The organism is Pelagicoccus enzymogenes (assembly GCF_014803405.1).
Taxonomy (GTDB): Bacteria; Verrucomicrobiota; Verrucomicrobiia; order Opitutales; family Opitutaceae; genus Pelagicoccus; species Pelagicoccus enzymogenes.
In genome coordinates this window covers 127,398-145,717 of the sequence record NZ_JACYFG010000006.1, presented here as the reverse complement: position 1 = coordinate 145,717, position 18,320 = coordinate 127,398, and the positions used below count along the sequence as shown (strand labels likewise).

The 18,320-nt window shown below is 55.5% G+C and carries 12 protein-coding genes; 8 read left to right on the top strand and 4 right to left on the bottom strand.

The genetic code is table 11. The features are described from left to right. The first annotated feature begins 31 nt into the window (after positions 1 to 31). Positions 32 to 619, top strand: a complete 588-nt coding sequence (locus IEN85_RS03260) for a hypothetical protein (protein WP_191615633.1) — start codon at positions 32 to 34, stop codon at positions 617 to 619. Positions 620 to 725: 106 nt separating this feature from the next. Here IEN85_RS03260 and IEN85_RS03255 read toward each other — a convergent pair whose 3' ends face one another. Next, positions 726 to 2,402 (bottom strand): FAD-dependent oxidoreductase, encoded by a 1,677-nt coding sequence (locus IEN85_RS03255; protein WP_191615632.1) that lies wholly within the window; start codon positions 2,400 to 2,402, stop codon positions 726 to 728. 347 nt (positions 2,403 to 2,749) lie between these two features. Further along, complete coding sequence (gene gtfA / locus IEN85_RS03250) at positions 2,750 to 4,231, bottom strand: sucrose phosphorylase (protein ID WP_191616174.1); 1,482 nt, start codon at positions 4,229 to 4,231, stop codon at positions 2,750 to 2,752. A gap of 171 nt (positions 4,232 to 4,402) precedes the next feature. Here gtfA and IEN85_RS24740 point away from each other — a divergent pair, with 171 nt between their 5' ends. From IEN85_RS24740 to IEN85_RS03230, 4 genes are all read left to right on the top strand, one after another. After that, positions 4,403 to 5,407, top strand: a complete 1,005-nt coding sequence (locus IEN85_RS24740) for a helix-turn-helix transcriptional regulator (protein WP_191615631.1) — start codon at positions 4,403 to 4,405, stop codon at positions 5,405 to 5,407. 377 nt (positions 5,408 to 5,784) lie between these two features. Beyond that, the gene (locus IEN85_RS03240) at positions 5,785 to 8,301 is read left to right on the top strand and encodes a TonB-dependent siderophore receptor (RefSeq protein WP_191615630.1); all 2,517 of its coding nucleotides are present in this window, start codon (positions 5,785 to 5,787) and stop codon (positions 8,299 to 8,301) included. Positions 8,302 to 8,459: 158 nt separating this feature from the next. After that, on the top strand, positions 8,460 to 9,848 hold the full coding sequence (locus tag IEN85_RS03235) for an MFS transporter (RefSeq protein WP_191615629.1): 1,389 nt from the start codon (positions 8,460 to 8,462) through the stop codon (positions 9,846 to 9,848). 43 nt (positions 9,849 to 9,891) lie between these two features. After that, positions 9,892 to 10,881 (top strand): carbohydrate kinase family protein, encoded by a 990-nt coding sequence (locus IEN85_RS03230; protein WP_191615628.1) that lies wholly within the window; start codon positions 9,892 to 9,894, stop codon positions 10,879 to 10,881. A gap of 104 nt (positions 10,882 to 10,985) precedes the next feature. On the opposite strand, the gene IEN85_RS03225 is transcribed toward IEN85_RS03230, so the two are convergent. Further along, a complete protein-coding gene (locus IEN85_RS03225) occupies positions 10,986 to 11,768 on the bottom strand; it encodes an energy transducer TonB (RefSeq protein WP_191615627.1) in 783 nt (260 codons plus the stop codon). A gap of 488 nt (positions 11,769 to 12,256) precedes the next feature. On the opposite strand from IEN85_RS03225, the gene IEN85_RS03220 reads away from it, so the two are divergent. The 3 genes from IEN85_RS03220 to IEN85_RS03210 all read left to right on the top strand — a co-directional run bounded on the left by IEN85_RS03220 (position 12,257) and on the right by IEN85_RS03210 (position 17,452). Further along, complete coding sequence (locus IEN85_RS03220; protein WP_191616173.1) at positions 12,257 to 13,105, top strand: ATP-binding cassette domain-containing protein; 849 nt, start codon at positions 12,257 to 12,259, stop codon at positions 13,103 to 13,105. Then, the gene (locus IEN85_RS03215; protein WP_191615626.1) at positions 13,098 to 13,919 is read left to right on the top strand and encodes an ATP-binding cassette domain-containing protein; all 822 of its coding nucleotides are present in this window, start codon (positions 13,098 to 13,100) and stop codon (positions 13,917 to 13,919) included. Before IEN85_RS03220 ends, IEN85_RS03215 begins: the two co-directional genes overlap by 8 nt. A gap of 68 nt (positions 13,920 to 13,987) precedes the next feature. Further along, complete coding sequence (locus IEN85_RS03210) at positions 13,988 to 17,452, top strand: PPi-type phosphoenolpyruvate carboxykinase family protein (protein WP_191615625.1); 3,465 nt, start codon at positions 13,988 to 13,990, stop codon at positions 17,450 to 17,452. Between the two features lie 75 nt (positions 17,453 to 17,527). Here IEN85_RS03210 and IEN85_RS03205 read toward each other — a convergent pair whose 3' ends face one another. Continuing rightward, a complete protein-coding gene (locus IEN85_RS03205) occupies positions 17,528 to 18,310 on the bottom strand; it encodes a PhzF family phenazine biosynthesis protein (RefSeq protein ID WP_191615624.1) in 783 nt (260 codons plus the stop codon). Between the last annotated feature and the right edge of the window lie 10 nt (positions 18,311 to 18,320).

The following is an 18,320-nucleotide window of genomic DNA, read 5'->3' as shown; positions in this document are numbered from 1 at the left end:
CCCCAGTAAGAAACACAACAATGTAAAGAAAATGAATATTAAAGATATAACCAGAATGGGATCGCTCGTAATGGTAGGTGTCGCTGCTCTGGCTTGCGCTTCCTCGAGCAAGGCAGTCTCCTATAACTTCGAAGTCTTGGATTCTTCGATTCGAGTCGGAGAGAGTTTCGACGTCGCCTTTGTGGCAACCTTCGACTCGGTTTTGGAAGTGGCAACCTTCGCATTCGATCTTGATCCGCTAGGCTTTTTGCCGGCCAACGGCATCATTCAGCTTAATGATTGGAGCGTGCCGTTGCCGCTCTCAAAGTTCTCTTTCGGGCCGTCCGAAGTGGGAGCTCTGGGTGACCCGTTTGATCCGCTTTTTGGTGGAACAGACATCCTGCTCGCGACTTTGAGCTTCACGGCTCTAAGCGCGGGGACCGAATCGGTAGCGGTTGTGGGCCCCGCAGCGATAGGTCAAGGACTTGAGCTATATGATTTCGATTCAGATACCTCAGAGTTCTTTGATATCGAATCAAATTTTGAAGTAACGGTTAACGCAGTTCCTGATTCGTCTGTCTATGCGGCGTTACCAATGATCTTGATTGGGATGGCAGCTTTCAGACGTAAGATCGCCTAGGCTGCGAATATGAAAGGGAGCTGTTTATTTGCAGTCCCTTGTCGTTTTTAGAAAAAAAGGGGGGACGATATCTATCGTCCCCCTTTTTTTTCGTTTGTTAATTCAGTTAATTCTCAAGGATCTGTTGATCTTGCAGCAATCGTTTTTGTAATCGTTCGATATCAAGCTCGGAAAGTGATTGGTCTTGCTCTAGAGCTTGAGCAGCTGCTGTAGCAGCGGATTGTCCGAGGATCATGAATACGGGTTCCATTCGGATGGAGCCAAATGCTACGTGGGTAGAGGACAGACAAACAGGTACGATTAAGTTGTTTGCCTCTTCGGCTTTAGGGAGCAGGGAGCGGTAGCTGATCGGGTATGGGGCGGGAGCGTCGGCTTGCATATTGCCCTCGTTGCGAGCGTGTCCGTTGGCGTCCACGTAGCGTTGTACGTGATGCGAATCCATTCCGTAGGCAGCCATGCCGACTGAATCGGAGACGGTCTCAAGACCCTCACAGTGATGCTGCGTCATTACGATTTGCCCCACCATGCGGCGAGCCTCGCGCACGTAGAGTTGAGGCGACCAGTTTCCGTTTTCTGGGTATTCATCTTTTGGCAATCCCCATTTGGATACGTATTCCCGAGCCCAAGCTGGAGTACGAGGGTGGTAGGCCAAGGTCCAGTAGAGGCCCAGTTGGTAGTCTCGATGTGCTTTTACGATGCGTTCTCTTTCGCCGTAGCTCGCTTCTGGGTAGTCATGGTTCATGCCAATGAAGTCGCCCGAGAATCCGCCCCCGTTGTTGGTATCCGTTTTCCAGTTGGGCATCGCTGCGTTGATCCAGAGGAATTTGGCACCATTCTCGAGGTGACGAAAGAGCAACTCGTAGTCCAGTTCGTTGTAATTCTCGGGTTTTTCGAAGGGGATTCTGTTTTCTGGATGGCTGGTAAGGGTAGCTCGGAAGCAATAAGCTTGTACCATCTTGTCTCCGCTGCCTTCGATGCCGGGGCCAGCGTTACGGATAAAGGGAAGCGTCCCGCTGCTGGGGTCGTCAGGTACGATGTAAGCGGAGACGCCGTCAGCGATCTGGTGGTTGGCAGCGTTCTTCGAGATCTTGTACTTCAAGGTCGGGGAGATGCGATCGGCGACGACTCCGTTGAGCGTTTCACCGTATTGAGCATTCGATTCGCGACCAACGGTGTAGCTCACGCCAGCTTCAGCCAAAAGGTCGCCCTCGTAGGTGGCGTCGATGAAGATCTGGCCGCGAACCACCTGTCCGTTCTCCATTTTGATGGATCGTATTTCGGCACCAACCTTGGTCACGCCGCCACCGTTTCGGTGAAGACGGTGGTTTGTGAGAACCTCCAAGTCGGCATCTTGTATCATCTGGTCCATGACGCTTTGTGCAGCGCTGGGTTCGAAGGTCCACATGGTGTCCTCGTGTTTTTCAGTACGCGTCTGTCCCCCATCGCGATACTCTTCAGGCTTTTGCCAAACCCAGGCCTCCGGCTCGCGGTAGTAGTCGCGAATTCCCCTATAAAACTCCCGGGCGATGCCTCCGATGACTTGTTTGTTGCCTATGTCGGTCTGGCCTAGTCCCCCAGTTGTCAGTCCTCCCACGTGTTCGTAGGGTTCAAGAACGACAACTGAGTGGCCCATTCTTTTGGCTTGGATGCCGGCAGCGATTCCTGCGGAAGTCGCTCCGTAGATGACGATGTCAGTTTCAAGGGGAGGTGGAGTATCCGCTTTGATTGAACTTTGGTCGACCGCGAGCGCGGAGAGTAACGTTATGGTAGCTTTCAGGTGCATTTCGGGTTTCTTGTGGGCTGTTAAAGGCGAAGATTTTTGAAAAAAATCTTACCCGTTCTGCCAGTCCTTCCTTCGTAAACTCGTTAATGCCCCACATGCTACGGGCTGTCTGTTTTGTTCGTTTCGCGCAGAGGCGGGTCTTGCCAGACTGCGACTTCTCTCGGCAGCGACGCCATTCTCCTACGCCTAACGACCCTAGGCTGTCAGGATTATGAAGGGGAAGCTCTCTCCCTAGCCATGCTAGGGTGCACCTAAAGTCGCTCCTCGGGAACGAGGCTTAGGTCTACGACTTGGTGTCTTTCCCGTTGGCCTCGATGGGCCTCTGGGCCTTGGCTTCCTGTTTTGAGTTAGGCTTTCGAGTTGGCGGAGATGGGGTGACCGATGGGGATCTCGTCAAAGCCTTCGGAACCGTCTTGGTGGGAGGCTTTGACGGTGGCTTGCAAGGCTTGGAGGTCGATGTTGGCTTCGCAGTAGTGCTGGCCTTTGGCGTAGCGGAGGCGTAGCTGGTGGTCTTCGCTGGGGAGGATGCAGAGCTCGGCCTCGAAGGCGGGGTGGTTGTTGCGCAGCTTCATGAGCTGGAAGAGTTGCTGCACCACGGGGCGTTGGGTTTCGGCTTCGATTTCCTCGTAGGTGTAGTCGTGGCGGTTGATGTCGCGGCCGTTGCGGGTGGATTCCACCAGCTTGATGTCGTTTTTGCCGGCGAGCATGCCGACGTAGTAGACTTGGGGGATGCCGGGAGCGAAAAACTGCAGGAGGCGGGCTATGAGGTAGCGGGCGTCGTCGTTGCCGAGGGCGGAGTAGTAGGTGCAGTTGAGCTGGTAGATGTCGAGGTTGCCGAAGGAGGCGGAGTTGTAGATGGCCTTGACGTTGGCGCCTTGCTTGAAGAGGGCGTCCTTGGTGGCTTCGATTTCCTCGGGCGAGAGCAGGTCGGCGACGTCGACCACGCCGATGCCGTCGTGGGTGTCGAGGGTGGTGAATTGATTGCGTGGGCAGATCTCGAACCAGTCTTTCAGCCGCTTGGAGCTTCCGCTGTAGAGGGTGTGCAGCACGAGCATGGGCAGGGCGAAGTCGTAGACCCAGTAGCCTTTTTCGGCTAGCTTGAGCTGGATGCTGTAGTGCTCGTGGATTTCGGGCAGCAGGATGGCTCCGCCTTCGGAGGCGATTTGGTCGCAGAATTCGAGGACTTCCCAGACGTCGGGCTCGAGGAAGAAGCAATTGGTGCCGGGGCGCTTGGTGGTGTAGGCGAAGGCGTCGAGGCGGATGATCTTGGCTCCGCGCTGCACGAGGCCGCCGATGGTTTGGCGGAAGAAGTCCTTGGTTACCTTTTGGCGGAGGTCGAGGTCGATTTGCTCGTAGTCAAAGGTGCACCAGATCTTTTCGGTGCTGCCGTCGGCGAAGGTGGCTTCGAAGTAGGGCGGGCGCGGCTTGCGGGTGTAGATCTTGGAGAGGTCTTCGGCGGGGGCTTCCCCGTTGGGCCAGAGGTTCTTGTAGCGCAGGAAGAAGTCTTTCCACTCGGACTGGTCCTTGTTTTGCAGGAAGTCCTGAAACTGGGGGGATTGCTGGCTGAGGTGGTTGGCCATGAAGTCGACGGCGAGATCTGCTTTCTGGGCGATCGATTCGACGTCTTTCCAGCTGCCGAAGACGGGATCCACTTCTTCGTAGGAGATGGGAGCGAAGCCACGGTCGGCGCTGGAGGGGAAGAAGGGGAGGATGTGAACTCCAGATAGGGTTTCCTGGCCGTGGGTGCTGAGGAAGCGGTCGAGTTGGGAAAGGTCTCCGCCGAGGGAGTTGGCGTAGGTGATGAGCTGAATGCCGTTTTTCATATCGATGCAAAGGGGTGAACAGTTGGGTGGAGCTCGCTGGAATTTTCCTTCTGTTGGAACGTCGGGCGAGCGGGGCGTTTTTTCGACCTTGGGTTCAAAGATGGGTCAGGGGGCTTGCTTGGGAAAGGTTCTTGACCTAGATAAAACCAAGAATCCTAGCATAGACCCCACTCGACAGTGCTCCACTACCCAGAACGGCCCGCATCCCAAAGCGCCAAGTTGATTGAAATTTTCCGCGAAACCTTTCGCGGTCGCCAAGAGGCCTTGAAGCGAGGCATGGCTACCATCAAGGTCCCGCAAGCCAAGCGCTTGTATGAGCGGCAAAAGGACATGGCCTACCATTTCAAGCCGGAGCTATTCGTGCAGACTGGCGGAGCGACTTTGTTTCGTTGTCCGGAAGAGGAATTGCTGGTGCGTGATTCGGAGATTTGCATCATGCCGATGGGCGTGCCGCATCACGAGACGGTGGAAAATCTGGATACGCCTTTCGAGAACGTAGTGGTGTGCTTTTACAGCAAGACGGTGACGGTGCATTTGGCGCGGGCGGACGAGAGCATGACGCCGCGGGCCACGGATATCTTCTTTTACCAGACGCCCTACTTTTCGGACCTGGTCTCGATGCTGAACCTGTGCGTGGGCTTGCGGCACAGCACGCTGCCTGACTCGAAGGCAGGGTTGCATGGGGTGATGATGGGGGTCTTTTCGCTTTTGCTGAACATGATCGCCACGGAGGATGGGGCGGCCAGCGTGGAATCTCAACGGGTGTACCGCTGTCAATGGCTGATACGCAACCACCTGCAGGATCCGGAACTCTCGGTGCAATGGCTCTCGGATTCCTTGGGCTGCAGCTCGAACTACTTGTCCAAGCTTTTCCACGACGAATTGGGAGAGAAAGTAACCCACTACATCATGCGTATTCGCTTGGACAATGCGCTCTTCGCCCTGCGCGACACCACGCTCAGCGTAAAGGAAATCGCCTTGGCATGCGGCTTTCGCGATCCGAATTACTTCAGTCGCGTATTTCGACAGCACTACGACATGACGCCAAAGGATTACCGGCAGACACTGGTCAACGAAAGTGGGCGTCCTGAATCGGAACCCAAGTTGGTTCGAGGCGAGCACGAGGAGTACCACTATGGATTCGACGAGGAAAATCGGCCGATCCGAGGCAACCTGAAGTAGGCAAGGCGAGCGCTGCCTAGGGAGGAGAAAAGGCCGCTGGGTAACGGCGTCTTTGTATCCGCCTGAGCATACGTACCGCCTGCAGAGCTGTGTGAGTGGCATTTTATATAGTGCTGCGTCCGTCGCTTGTTGGAAATTGGAAGTAAGCTGAGGGCCTTCGTTCGAGCGAGGGAGGTAATGTCTTTGCTTTTGCAGAAAATTCGCATGTTTCTCCCGTTCTTCGTAGATTTGTCCTGTCCTGTCCGGTTGCGGAAAGAGGCATTTGGTGGGAAGTTATGAAGCATACCCGAGAGCGCGTTTTGACGCTCTTCGCTGCAGCTGCCGTAGGTAGCCTGGAAAAGCGATTTACCCAAAAAGACTCAACCCCGTTTAGTGAAATGAAACCTAATCTAACTACCTCGAACCGGCAGGGACGTGCGCGTGGCGCATCGCGTATCTGCCCACTGTTTAACTCCTTGCTCGCTTGCGGCGTTCTCGCCTCTAGCGGTTTCGCCGCCGACGAGGACGATGAATTTGCCGATGCGGAAGTATTTCTCCTCGAAGGCGTTGTGGTCACTGGTGTGGCCGCCGAAACGACGAAAGTGAAGTCCAGCGTGGCGATCAGCACGGTCGACGCGGGCGAGCTCGCTCCTTCCGCTCCCCGTTCCACTGCGGAGATTTTCCGCAGCATCCCCGGTATCCGTTCCGAAGCGACTTCAGGCGACGGCAATGCGAATATCGCAGTGCGCGGTTTGCCGGTTGCGGCGGGTGGAGCGAAGTTCCTCCAGCTACAAGAGGACGGACTTCCCATCCTTGAGTTTGGCGATATCGCCTTCGGCACCGCAGACGGTTTTCTTCGTCCAGACTACACCACGGAACGCGTGGAAGCGATCCGAGGCGGTTCCGCTTCTACCTTTGCCAGCAACTCGCCAGGAGGCATCGTCAACTTCATCAGCCGCACCGGGGGCATTGAAGGAGGCAGCGTTGGTTTAACCACGGGTCTTGACTACGATTCGCTGCGCTTGGATTTCAACTACGGAAAGCCCTTGGGAGATGACATGCAGTATCATGTCGGTGGATACTATCGAGTAGGGGAAGGTGTCCGAGATGCTGGATACGACGGAAACGAGGGTGGCCAGATCAAGGCAAACTTCACCAAGTTTACGGACAAGGGCTATGCGCGTTTCTACTTCAAGCACTTGGATGACCGGGCGGTTACTTACATGCCGATGCCGGTGATGGTGTCAGGCACGAATGCGAACCCGAGCCTTGGCGCCTTGCCGAGCTTCGATCCGCTCACCGACACCCCGCACACTCCCGCTTTCATCGAAAACATCGGGACCGACGGACAAGGGAACCGCCGGGTGAGCGATCCGCAGGAAGGCTTGCGCTCGCTGTCGACTGCGTTGGGAGCTGAGTTTTCCTTTGACTTGAACAGCGACTGGAAGCTGGTTGACCGCTTCCGCTACTCCGACAATAGCGGCCGATTTGTGGCGCCGTTCCCTGCTCAGGTCGCCCCCGCTCAGGAGATTGCGGATTCGATCGCAGGGGCAGGAGCCACGCTGCGCTATGCCACTGGAACGAACGCGGGCTCTGAGATCAATCCAGCGACTCTGAACGGAAACGGATTGCTCATGCGTGTCCATATGTTCGATACGGAGCTTAACGATTTCAACAATCTAGTGAACGACTTGAAGCTGACTCGCCATTTCGGAGGTGAGGAGTCGACTACTTACGACCTGACGCTCGGCTTCTATCACTCGACACAAAACATCAACATGGACTGGCTCTGGAATTCCTATCTGCTTGAGGTGAAGGGGACTGATGCCCAGTTGGTGGACGTGTTCGACGCCAGCGGGACTTCTTACTCCGATCGTGGCCTGACCGCGTATGGAACTCCGTTTTGGGGTGGTCTGCACCGCAATTACGATACCGAGTACAGCATCAACGCCCCTTACCTCGCCTTGGCGATGGAGAAGGGGAAGTTTAACATGGACGCGAGCGTGCGCTTCGACTTCGGCGATGCGACCGGTTCCTACGCCGGGACTCGTTACGAGACGAACATGGATTTGAACCAGGACGGCAGCATCTCGATTCCCGAGCAAAGCGTGGAGGTGGTCGATACTGCTAACCGCAGCCCAGTTGACTACGATTGGGACTACTACTCGTTGTCCGTGGGCGGTAACTACGCTTTCACGGAAGACTATGCAGCCTTCGCCCGCTTCAGCCGGGGAGGACGCGCCAATGCGGACCGACTGCTCTTTGGGCCGAACATCTTGGCCAACGGATCCCTCCGCGACGATGACGCAGCGGTAGACATCGTCGAGCAGTTCGAAGCGGGTATCAAGTACGCTAACGACGACTTTGCAGGCGGCGTACTTGGAGTCTTCGCCACCGCGTTCTTCGCCGAGACGGAGGAGCAGAACTACGAAGCTACCACTCAAGTCTTCTTGGACCGTGTGTACGAAGCGAAAGGCTTGGAGCTCGAAAGCAGCTACCGCAGGGGCAACTTCGACTTGAAGGTCGGCATGACTTGGACGGACGCCGAGATCACTTCGGATGCCCTGAATCCCGGAGTTGTTGGCAACACTCCCCGTCGCCAAGCGGACCTCATGTACCAGATCAGCCCGAGCTACAACACTGAGAAGTGGTCGATCGGAGGCAGCGTGATCGGAACGACCGACTCCTACGCTCAGGATGACAACGTGATGGTCATGCCAGGCTACGAGTACGTGAACCTTTTCGGGAGCTACCGTTTCAGCGACACCTTCAGCGTGCTGTTGACTGTGAATAATGCCTTCGACGAATTCGGACTGAGCGAATCGGAGGAAGGGGCCATTCCAGACAGCGGAATCATTCGGGCCCGCGGGATTGCGGGAACGACCTCCAGCCTGACCTTCCGCTACGATTTTTAGTTCGTATGATCCAATAGGCTAAGAACAAGGAGATTGGCCGCTGCCCGGGCTAGGATTCGGGTAGCGGCTTTCCGGCTCGCGACTTTGCTTAGCAAGCTTTTTTAATTATCCCTTCTGTATCTCAATTTTCCCAACTCCCGCTTTCTAACCCCATTGCTATGAAGCAAAACCCCGCAACCGAGCGCTTGTCGTTCAAGGAAAAAATCGGCTACGGCCTAGGCGACATGGCCTCGAACTTCTACATGGGGTTCTTCGGCCTGTTCCTGCTGTACTACTACACGGACGTGTGGGGCATTTCGCCCGCCGCTGCGGCGACAATGTTGCTGGTCACCAAGATAGTGGACGCCATCAGCGATCCTGCTATGGGCTTGATCGCGGACCGTACCCAGAGCCGCTGGGGCAAGTATCGGCCTTACTTGCTTTGGATGGCTATCCCGTATGCTCTTCTCGGATACTTGTTGTTCCTGGGGCCTGAGCTCTCGGACTTCGGCAAGCTAGCTTTCGCTTACGTTTCCTACACTCTAGTGATGCTGGCTTATACGGCGATCAATGTGCCGTATTCCGCCTTGCTGGCGGTAATCTCTCCGGTTGCCGAGGAACGGACCAAGGCGACGCAATTCCGCTTCATTTTCGCTTCCTTGGGAACGCTTTCGGTGGGGGCGATGGCGAAGCCCTTGGTCAATTTCTTTGGAGGAGAGGACGAGCTGCTAGGATTTAGGCTGACGATCGTTTTGTTTGCGGTTTTGTCTGTATTGATATTTTGGATCACTTTTGCCACGACGCGGGAGCGGATCCAGCCCAAGGCTCACAAGTCGAGCGTGAAGGAAGATACGGTGGCCTTGCTGAAGAACGGATCCTGGATCGTACTGATGTTTTCTGGTATCTTGATCGTGGTTGGTCTAGTGGCCCGCTTCGCTTCTTTGGCCTTTTACACCAAGTATTATTTGGGACAGGACGAGGGGACCTTTTTCCTTTGGATGGATCGCACCTCTTTTATCGTTTCCTGCGGTCTGGTCGGCCAGTTGCTGGGGGCTTTGGTCACGCCCAGCCTGGTGAAGATGGGGGATAAGCGCGTGTTGATGATCTGGGCGAACCTGCTGCACTCCGTTTTGCTGGTGGCGTGCTACTTTGTTCCGCCTGCCGCTTACGTCACGACGGTGGTTTTGCACAGCTTGGGTATATTCACCTTTGGGGTGGTTATTACCTTGCTGTTTGCGATGTACACCGATTGCGCTGAGTACGGCGAGTGGAAGACGGGGAAAAATTGCGCGGGGCTGACGGTGTCGGCTTCCATGTTTTCCTTGAAGTTTGGTTCAGCAGTCGGCGGCGCCTTGCCCGGGTTCATTCTCGCTTGGTTCGGTTTTGTCGCGAACCAGGAGCAAACGGAATCGGCGGTATTGGGGATTCGGCTCATGTCGAACGCTTTGCCCGCCTTGTTCTTCCTGTCGGGTGGCTTGCTGATGATCTTCTACAAGATCGACCGTGATACGCTCGCGAAGATTGAAGGGGAACTCGCTGAACGGCGAACTCGAAACTACGAGGCTTAGATCCTTGGAATAGGGAATAATGTATCCAAAAAGCAGATAAGTTATGAATGGAAGTATTTGTTGCTTGGGCGAAGCGTTGGTCGATTTCGTATCGATCAGTAATCATCGTCGATTGATTGACGCAGAGGCGTTCAAGCCTTGCGCGGGAGGAGCTCCGGCGAACGTGGCGGTGGGGATCGGCCGCTTGGGAGGACAGGCGAGTTTGATCTCGTGTCTCGGACAGGACGTTTGGGGCGATTTTCTCTTCGAAGCGCTGAAGCGAGAGGGCGTGGATGTTAGAGGAGTGCAGCGAACGGCTGCGAGCTCCACGACTCAAGCATTCGTTTCGGTGGACGAAAAGGGGGAACGGGATTTTTCCTTTATACGTAGTCCAGGTGCGGATACGATGCTAAGTGATTCTCGATTGGACGAGGGGACATTGGATGCTTGCTCGGTACTGCATATTGGCACTTTTAGCTTCAGCTCCGAGCCATCCCGTTCGGCAAGCTTGGAGGCGGTTCGCCGGGTGAAGAGCCATGGCGGCTTGGTTTCCTTGGACGTGAACTACCGGGCGAGTGTTTGGATTGACGAAAGCGAGGCGATTCGCTGCGTAGAGTCGCTTTTACCTTCTGTCGATATCCTCAAGGTGAGCCAAGAGGAGGCACGCATGCTGACGGGCTTGGACGATCTCGCTTCCGCGGCGAAGCGTTTGAAGGAATTAGGACCGAAGCTGGTGCTCGTAAGTCTGGATGCTGACGGTTGCCTTTGTATGAACGGCTTGGTTCGTTTTCAGGTCCCCGCTTTCAGGGTCGAGTGCGTGGATGCGACCGGGGCTGGAGATAGTTTTATTGCAGCCTTCTTGCAGCGATTTGTGGAACTGGGGACGCTATTTGAAGATGTTGCAAAGCTGGAAGAGGCATGTCGTTTCGCCTGCGCTGCCGCTTCCATAACGGTTACGGGCAGAGGCGCGATCCCGTCTCTCCCCATCAGAGGTGAGGTGGAGAACGTTTTGTCAGGCAGCCGACGTCGCTTGGCAGGACAAGCTAGCGCATGAGGTGTCGCCTGCTCGCGTGCAGCAAAACGAAGAACCCTCCGCGGGCCGGGACCACGGAGGGCTGCTTGGTTTAGGATGTCAGGCAAAGAGGGATTGGGCTGCTTCTAATCGTATAGGTGACTGAAATGGATGGTCTGAGCGAGCAGGGTGAGGACTGGCTTGCCGCCTTGCGTCACGGGCTCGAACTTCCATTGCTCGAGGGCGGTTTGGACCGCGAAGATGGCGGCAGGAGATGCGGGGCCGTCAATATGGGACAAGCTCGGCATTCTCACGCGACCTTCTCCATCCAAATAGAAAGTGAAGCGCAGGCTTGCTCCTTTGTTGGCTGCGTAGACTTCGGGAGCGACGCTGGGCTTGACGTATTCGATCAAGGTAGGGAGCTGGTCCAGGTTGGGCGGATCCACTAATTGGATACGCTGTGTATACTTGTGTTTGATCTCGCTGCGATCGGCTGGATCGAAATAGCGATAGGCAAGGGTATCGCTTTTCGTGACGCGGGAATACCGTTGAGTTGGAGCCGCCGCATCAAGCTGGAGAGGAAACGTTTGGCGAGCCGCGATGGCTTGTCCGTTTCGGCGGGCAGGGCGGAAAGTCCAAGTCTCGATCACCTCGGCCACGGCTTTGTCGAGCGATTGGTCGCTTGCTTCGACGAGGAGCCAGTCGTCGAGGGAGCCGTTCTCGTCAACGCTGATAACAAGGGTCGCCAAGGCGCTTGTGACTCCAGCTTTCAAGAGGAACTCCGGCATCTCAGGAGCTTGTGTCATCTCGATCCCGATGCCTTGGCTGGCGTGGGAATCGGCGGGACCGGCGATCAAGGCGGCCCGGTTTGAGAGCAACGCGGCGATTAACGTCACGCTGAAGAGGAGGATTTTATGTGGATTGCTCATGTTTCGATTTCTCGGAGGAGAGCAACAAGGAAAACGTCCCGGCTTGAGACCGAGCCGGACTCCGCTTTGCGGCGAGGTCGGGGAAGCTTCGGTCGACCGTGTTTATTAGAATTAGAATATCGGTTTGTAGATTTGGCGTTAGCTTCAGTCGCGCCAGCGTTTGGGAGTTCTCAAGGAAGGTGTTGTCTCTTGGAGCTAAGGCATTGATTTGCAGAGAGATCGATCTGCGGCGTTTTTTGTGGGGCGTGGCTACGTCCACAGGCTAGGCGCTCATTTGTAAGCGCCAGCCTCTGTGGTCGGGGCCAGGGAAGGGCGCGGGATTCATTTTTCCGGAAAGCTCGAGAGCTTTGCGCTAGGGTTCTTCAGACTCAGAGGCTTCTCGCTGCTAGGGCGTTATCCCTATTCAAGATATTAAATACAAAAAAGTATGGATTTCCGACCTTTTCCACTTGTTGTCTGCGGTGGGCTTTGCAGGATGGGCGGCGATCATGCTGCTTGAGGTACGAGATCTGAAAATCCGTTTCAACAGCCGCCACTCGAATATCGAAGCGGTGAAGGGAATTTCGTTTTCCCTAGATCGAGGTAAAACCCTAGCCATCGTCGGAGAAAGTGGCAGCGGCAAGAGCGTTACTTCGATGTCGCTATCTCGCTTGCTACCACCTCCTCCCAAATGCGAGGTTGCCGGGGAAGCCTTGCTGGATGGAGAGAATCTATTGGAAATGTCGGAGAGGCGCTTGCGTTCGGTACGTGGCAAGCGAATCGCTTACGTCTTCCAGGAGCCGTCCACCTCTTTGAATCCTTATTTCACAGTGGGAGCGCAGATAGAGGAAGCTCTCAAATTCCACCGGAGCGACGTGCAGGATTTCAAGCAAGAGAGTATCGGGCTTCTGGAGAAGGTGGGTATTCGCGATGCCAGTTCGCGGTATGGCAATTATCCCCACCAGATGAGCGGTGGCATGAAGCAGCGTGTTGTCATCGCCATGGCGCTGGCTTGTCAGCCGGACATTCTTGTTGCGGACGAACCCACTACCGCCTTGGATGTCACAATCGAAGCTCAGATCATGGATTTGCTCCGCGAGCTTCGAGACAAGGAGGACATGGCGATCATACTCATCACGCACAATTTCGGAATTGTAGATGGTTTCGCGGATGAGGTTGCGGTCATGTACCAAGGCAAAATCGTGGAACAAGGCGAGACCACGCAAGTGCTTGCGTCGCCGAAACATGAATACACCAAGGCCTTGATTCGCTGCATTCCGCGACTGGGCGTTCGTCAAGGGCGCTTACCGGTAGTAGACTACGCTGCGATCGCGGAAAAGGAGGCATCCCATGTCTGACCCAAGCGATGGCCATCCTCTCTTAAGGGTAAGGGACTTAAACGTTAGTTATCAGACTTCCTCAGGTGGACTCTTTGGAAAAGCGGATTCGTTTCGCGCGGTTTCGAACGCTAGTTTTTCTGTTCGCAGAGGGCAAACGGTAGGACTCGTTGGAGAGAGTGGCAGCGGAAAGAGCACGATAGGGAAGGCGATCCTGAAATTGATCCCATCCGAGTCGGGAAAAATCGAATACGACGGCGTTGATATTGCTCCGCTTTCGGAGTCTGCTTTCCTTCCGTTCAGAAAACGCATCCAAACGATCTTTCAGGATCCGTACGCATCCTTGAATCCTCGGCTGACGGTAGGGGCCATTATCGCGGAACCTCTTATCGTGCATGAGTCGCAACTGAGTCGCTCCGATCGAGAGGCTCGCGTTGTGGAGTTGCTGGAGAAGGTGGGACTTCCTTCCGACGCCATGCGGCGCTATCCGCATCAATTCAGTGGAGGCCAACGCCAGCGGATTTGCATCGCGCGAGCGTTGAGCAGCCGTCCGGAGTTCATCATCTGCGACGAATGCGTGAGCGCCTTGGACGTGAGCGTGCAAGCGCAGATCGTAAACTTGCTGCAAGACCTGCAAGACGAATTCGCGATCACCTACCTTTTTATCGCCCATGATCTCGCGGTGGTAGAGCACATGAGCCATGAAGTGGTGGTCATGCAAAATGGAAAGATAGTTGAGCAAGGAACGTCCGAAAGCATTTACAATAATCCACAATCTGAATACACGAAGAAGCTGTTGGCGGCCGTTCCGGCGATGCCCAGTATTGCAAGTTAGAATTTGATATCGAATACGAAATTGCCAGCCGTCTAAAATTTGCTGGCTAACCCGAAAGAGAAACAAAAATGGATACGCATAGTACCGACCTAAAAACACAAATCGGATTCGATCCGACCACCTGCGAAAACGTCTTCGACGCCAAGAATCAAGTTGAGTACTTGAACTTGAAGCTACGTTCTCGTGGTTTACCGATCTTCGGCAATGCTGAGGATTTCCCCCTGCTGAAGCTTGGAGAGTCATTGTTGAAGAGCGTAGAAGAGAAGAATCGCTTGCTGAAGGATCATCTCTGCCCTGTCGATCAGCGTGTCCAAGATTACTTGGAGTCCCTTTTTGAGCCGCTCGGACTGGAAGACCGAGTCTGGCTGCCTTCGAACAACCTCGTCCTGGAGCGCCATGGAATGGCGCGAGCCTTGTCTATCCCGCCGGATTCTGACAAGTTCGAGTCTGACATTATAAGCAGCTTCCGCGTCAAGCAGGGCGTTTGCCACAATCCTCGTAGTGACCGTCGCACTACGAAGGGCGTCTTCCACGTTTCCGAAGGAGGCCTGCCGGTGCCATTCGACAAGAAGCAAGTTCCGCTCAAGACTTTCGCCAAGTTGCTCGAAGTCGCGCTTCAGCCGCCGGATAGTTTGCTCGAGCTTCCCTTCACCGCGAATCAGGAAGAGAAGGCGCGGACCTTCGTTTCCATCATGTTGCGCCCCATCGTTCAGCCGGAGGTTCCCGGTGTCACCGAGGAAAAGCGGATGGAAGTTCGTTTCTTCGCGCCCGGCAACATGACGAGCAACCTCGATTTCGTGGAATCGATCTTCGGGAATGCGGGGGACCCATTCCTCGCGGAAAACGATTCAGGCTTGGACGTAAAGCATTGGTCCGGTCACACGGGCTGCGTCATCTTGGCTCCTCATCTGATTCGCTGCAAGAAGAAGGACCTCGGGTTGCCGCACGTTTCCGGAGCTACGGAACGCCAAAAGCGCGACGGCATGTGCTACGAGTCGGAAGACGAACTCTACAACGACGGAGGCGCTTTCAAGATCACCTCGCGCGACAGTCGCGGTGTCGTGGTGACGCTCATCGCGGACAACTACTTTGGCTACTGCAAGAAGGAGGTAAAGACTCAGATCTCTTACGCTTCCAACCTCCTCGGCAACGTTGAGGAGGAGCACGCCGGCGGGGCGCTCGCCTTTGCCAGCTACGACTTGGGCGAGGAGTTCCAGCTGCAGAAGTCTAAGAATTACGAGGAGCACACCTTTGACGAAGTGGTTGCACGTTTGGGGGATAAGATCGACGTGAAGCCTGAAGGTTACGCGATCGATAAGAAGTATCCTAATATCTATTACATACCGCAGCGCGCCGTTTTCCGTTTGCAGGACCAACGCATCAGTTGGGAAGTTGGCGGAGAGGCTCGCCAGCTACAGTTGCAGCCGGACTGCACTTACATCTTGCCAGGCGGCTACAAGGTGCAGATGAAGCAACCGATGGCAGGTCGCCGCTGGCGTTTGCTTGGTACCAGCGCGGTTGGCACTTACTGCCACAAGCCCTGTACGGTATCGGGCGGCGGCAAGTCGGAGATTTCCAAGCTCCTCACGGACGCGATTGTAGCGGGGCCTGTATTCACCGCTGACCTCAAGAAGGATTTCGACCAGGTCGAAGCGATCGTGAGCAAAGACTACAGCAAGCGTTTCAAGAGTCCTGACAAGTCGGACGATCGCCCTCTACTGAGCATGAAGCGTTCCTTGGGATCGGTGATCCAGCTCCTGTCTCCTTCCTCTGTATTCACAGATGAATACAACGCATGGTTGAAGGAGATTCCGGGCTACGTCATCGACATCGTGCTCGTGGTCAAGCGCTTCTACAAAGAAGACTGGGGTGCGGGCTGGCGCGATCGCTTCAGTGTCGACGTCGTGAACGGAGCTCCCGGCAACGAGCTTAAGTATCGCGACCAGAAGTTGATTTCCCAATACTTGCGCGTCGGCTTCGAAGAAGATGGTTCTTGGCGGGTATTTAGCCTGCGCAAGGATTTTTACCCAGCGTCCAAGATCCAAACGGAAGACGACATTTCCTCCTCTGTCGTGGTACCGGCCACGCATCTAAAGGGATTGGATAAGGGGGCTGTCGGCTACTCCTCCTTGAAGTTCATCGTGAACTGCGAGTACCGCCTATTCCAACGTCCAGACGAAGCGATTCACCGTGGCTACGACAAGACCACGGAGAAGGATTTCTCTCGGGACAATATGTTCTTCTCGAACTACGAGCCGCTGGATCGCGCTACCACTCGCGAGCTTGCGAAGGACGCCATTCGTTTCGGACAGTTCACCGAGCCGATGCAGAAGGTGCTGTCCGATTTCAACAAGGGGGACAGTCCTGATTACGCGATCGATTCGTCTCATCCGCGTTTGGTGGATGGTGTGTTCACCAAGAATCCGCGTTACTTGCAGAATCGTCTCGATCTTGAGGACGAGCAAAGCGTGTACGTTGCGGAGGTCGGAGCGCGTTTGTATCGTCGTCTCGAGCAAACGGAAACAGTCCACTTCCCGGTCAATTGCGTATTGCCGGGCCGCCGCAACAATCCTCCTTCGGAAGGGATCCGTGCCTTGGCTCCGTTTGGCCCTGTTCACTTCCAGGAGCTTCCTGAAGCGTTCATGGACTTCGTGGCCAGCCTCACTGGCAAGTCCCCTTCGACGACGGGAGCTGGTTCGGAAGGCGCCCTCACGAAGGGGCCTTTCAACGCGCTCCTGCCGATCGTGGATCTCAACAATGCCTTGGTGTCCTTCATCGTAACGGGATATGAGTGTTTCATCTCCTCGGCGGGTTGCGTAGGCCCGAACTTCCGGGTGGACCACGACATCAGCCTATTGGTGCCGGAGCTCTGGAGCCGCATGCGCCCCGAAGAGCGCAAGTCGAGCTACTTGATCAAGAAGGGCTTCCTGGAGGCCTGCGAAGATTTCGAGCATGAAGGCGAGAAGATTGAGGCGAGCCGCTTGGGCTATCGCATCACCAGCGACTTCGTACAGTCGATCGGTGGTCGCGTGTTCTCCAATCCGCGCTCGGTATTCCCGGAGTTTGTTTTGAAGCCCGAGCTGCGGTCGATGGATTCCTATGTGGATGGTATCAAGAATATTGTAGAGACGCAGCGCAGCGTGGCTCTCAATTACTTCGCTGACGGTTCTATCGACGCAGCGTGTCCTCCGCTCAAGGCGCTCTTGCACATCATGGCCTACGGCGAGTACGAGGGCATGGGGTACCAAGACGAAGCGTTCCGCAAGCTCTTCACCTACGATGCGTTGATTGAGAGCGACTGGTACAAGGAGCGTCTCGACACCAAGCAAAAGGTGGACATCGCCCTTTGGGAACGCCACGCGGCTTATCTCGAGAGCTATCTCAGCTCGGAAAGAAACGTCGGTATGGCGGAGCGGATCAAGGCGGAGAAAATCCAGTCTGCGATCGCCCGTCGTCTGGAGACCTTCCGTTCACCCGCTTACCGGGAAAACCTGGTCGGCTGCATTGGCGCGGATCCAAGCTTGCATCAATAAAGTCGCGGCCATTCGCGAAAGGCCCCTATTTCAAGCAAACGCCAGGCCCTTGGGCCTGGCGTTTTTGTTTATCGGTTATACGTAAATTGTCGCTTCGCTGTAGAGCAGAGCTTTGCCGGTGATTCGTACCCGGTCGCCTACCAGATCGCAGAGAAGTTCGCCACCGCGCGGACTAATTTGTCGAGCCGTCAGTTTCGACTTTTTCAGGCGTTTTGCCCAGTAGGGGGTCAGGATGCAATGGGCGGACCCCGTGACGGGATCCTCGTCGATGCCGTCGGCGGGGGCAAAGAACCGGGAGACGAAATCGTGTTCATTCCCCGGAGCGGAGACGATGACGTTGGATCCCTTGGTCTTGGCTAGCAAAGGGAAGTCAGGATCGAGGGCGGCTACGATCTCTTGCGAGGGAAAGATGGCGAGGGAGTAGGCGGACTGGTGAAATTCGATGGGGTTCGCACCGAAAGCGTTGATGAACCAGTCGGGCGTCGGAGCTGCTGATGGGGGCTGCGAAGGAAAGTCCAAAGTGTAGGTTTCCCCCTTGCAGGTAACTGAGAGCGGTCCGCTAAGCGACTGGAAGGTGATGCTCTCTGCCTTTTCTCCGAAGCATTCTCTCAGGGCGAAAGCGCTGGCGAGGGTGGCGTGTCCGCAGAGGGGAACTTCGACGGCGGGGGTAAACCAACGTATGTGGTAGCTCGCTGGGCCGGACTTGAGCAAAAATGCAGTTTCCGCGATGTTGTTTTGGGCGGCGATGGCCTGCATCAGGGAGTCTTCGAGCCATGCGTCAAGCAGGGTAACGGCTGCGGGATTGCCTGAAAAGGCTTGGGTGGCGAAGGCGTTGACGGTGATGAGCGGTAGTTTCATGGCGGGTCTC

Bases quoted from the DNA above. Each gene is read 5' to 3' on its own strand.
- IEN85_RS03260 (WP_191615633.1), top strand. From the start codon at position 32: ATGAATATTAAAGATATAACCAGAATGGGATCGCTCGTAATGGTAGGT.
- IEN85_RS03255 (WP_191615632.1), bottom strand. From the start codon at position 2,402: ATGCACCTGAAAGCTACCATAACGTTACTCTCCGCGCTCGCGGTCGAC.
- IEN85_RS03240 (WP_191615630.1), top strand. From the start codon at position 5,785: ATGAAACCTAATCTAACTACCTCGAACCGGCAGGGACGTGCGCGTGGC.
- IEN85_RS03235 (WP_191615629.1), top strand. From the start codon at position 8,460: ATGAAGCAAAACCCCGCAACCGAGCGCTTGTCGTTCAAGGAAAAAATC.
- IEN85_RS03230 (WP_191615628.1), top strand. From the start codon at position 9,892: ATGAATGGAAGTATTTGTTGCTTGGGCGAAGCGTTGGTCGATTTCGTA.
- IEN85_RS03225 (WP_191615627.1), bottom strand. From the start codon at position 11,768: ATGAGCAATCCACATAAAATCCTCCTCTTCAGCGTGACGTTAATCGCC.
- IEN85_RS03220 (WP_191616173.1), top strand. From the start codon at position 12,257: ATGCTGCTTGAGGTACGAGATCTGAAAATCCGTTTCAACAGCCGCCAC.
- IEN85_RS03215 (WP_191615626.1), top strand. From the start codon at position 13,098: ATGTCTGACCCAAGCGATGGCCATCCTCTCTTAAGGGTAAGGGACTTA.
- IEN85_RS03210 (WP_191615625.1), top strand. From the start codon at position 13,988: ATGGATACGCATAGTACCGACCTAAAAACACAAATCGGATTCGATCCG.
- IEN85_RS03205 (WP_191615624.1), bottom strand. From the start codon at position 18,310: ATGAAACTACCGCTCATCACCGTCAACGCCTTCGCCACCCAAGCCTTT.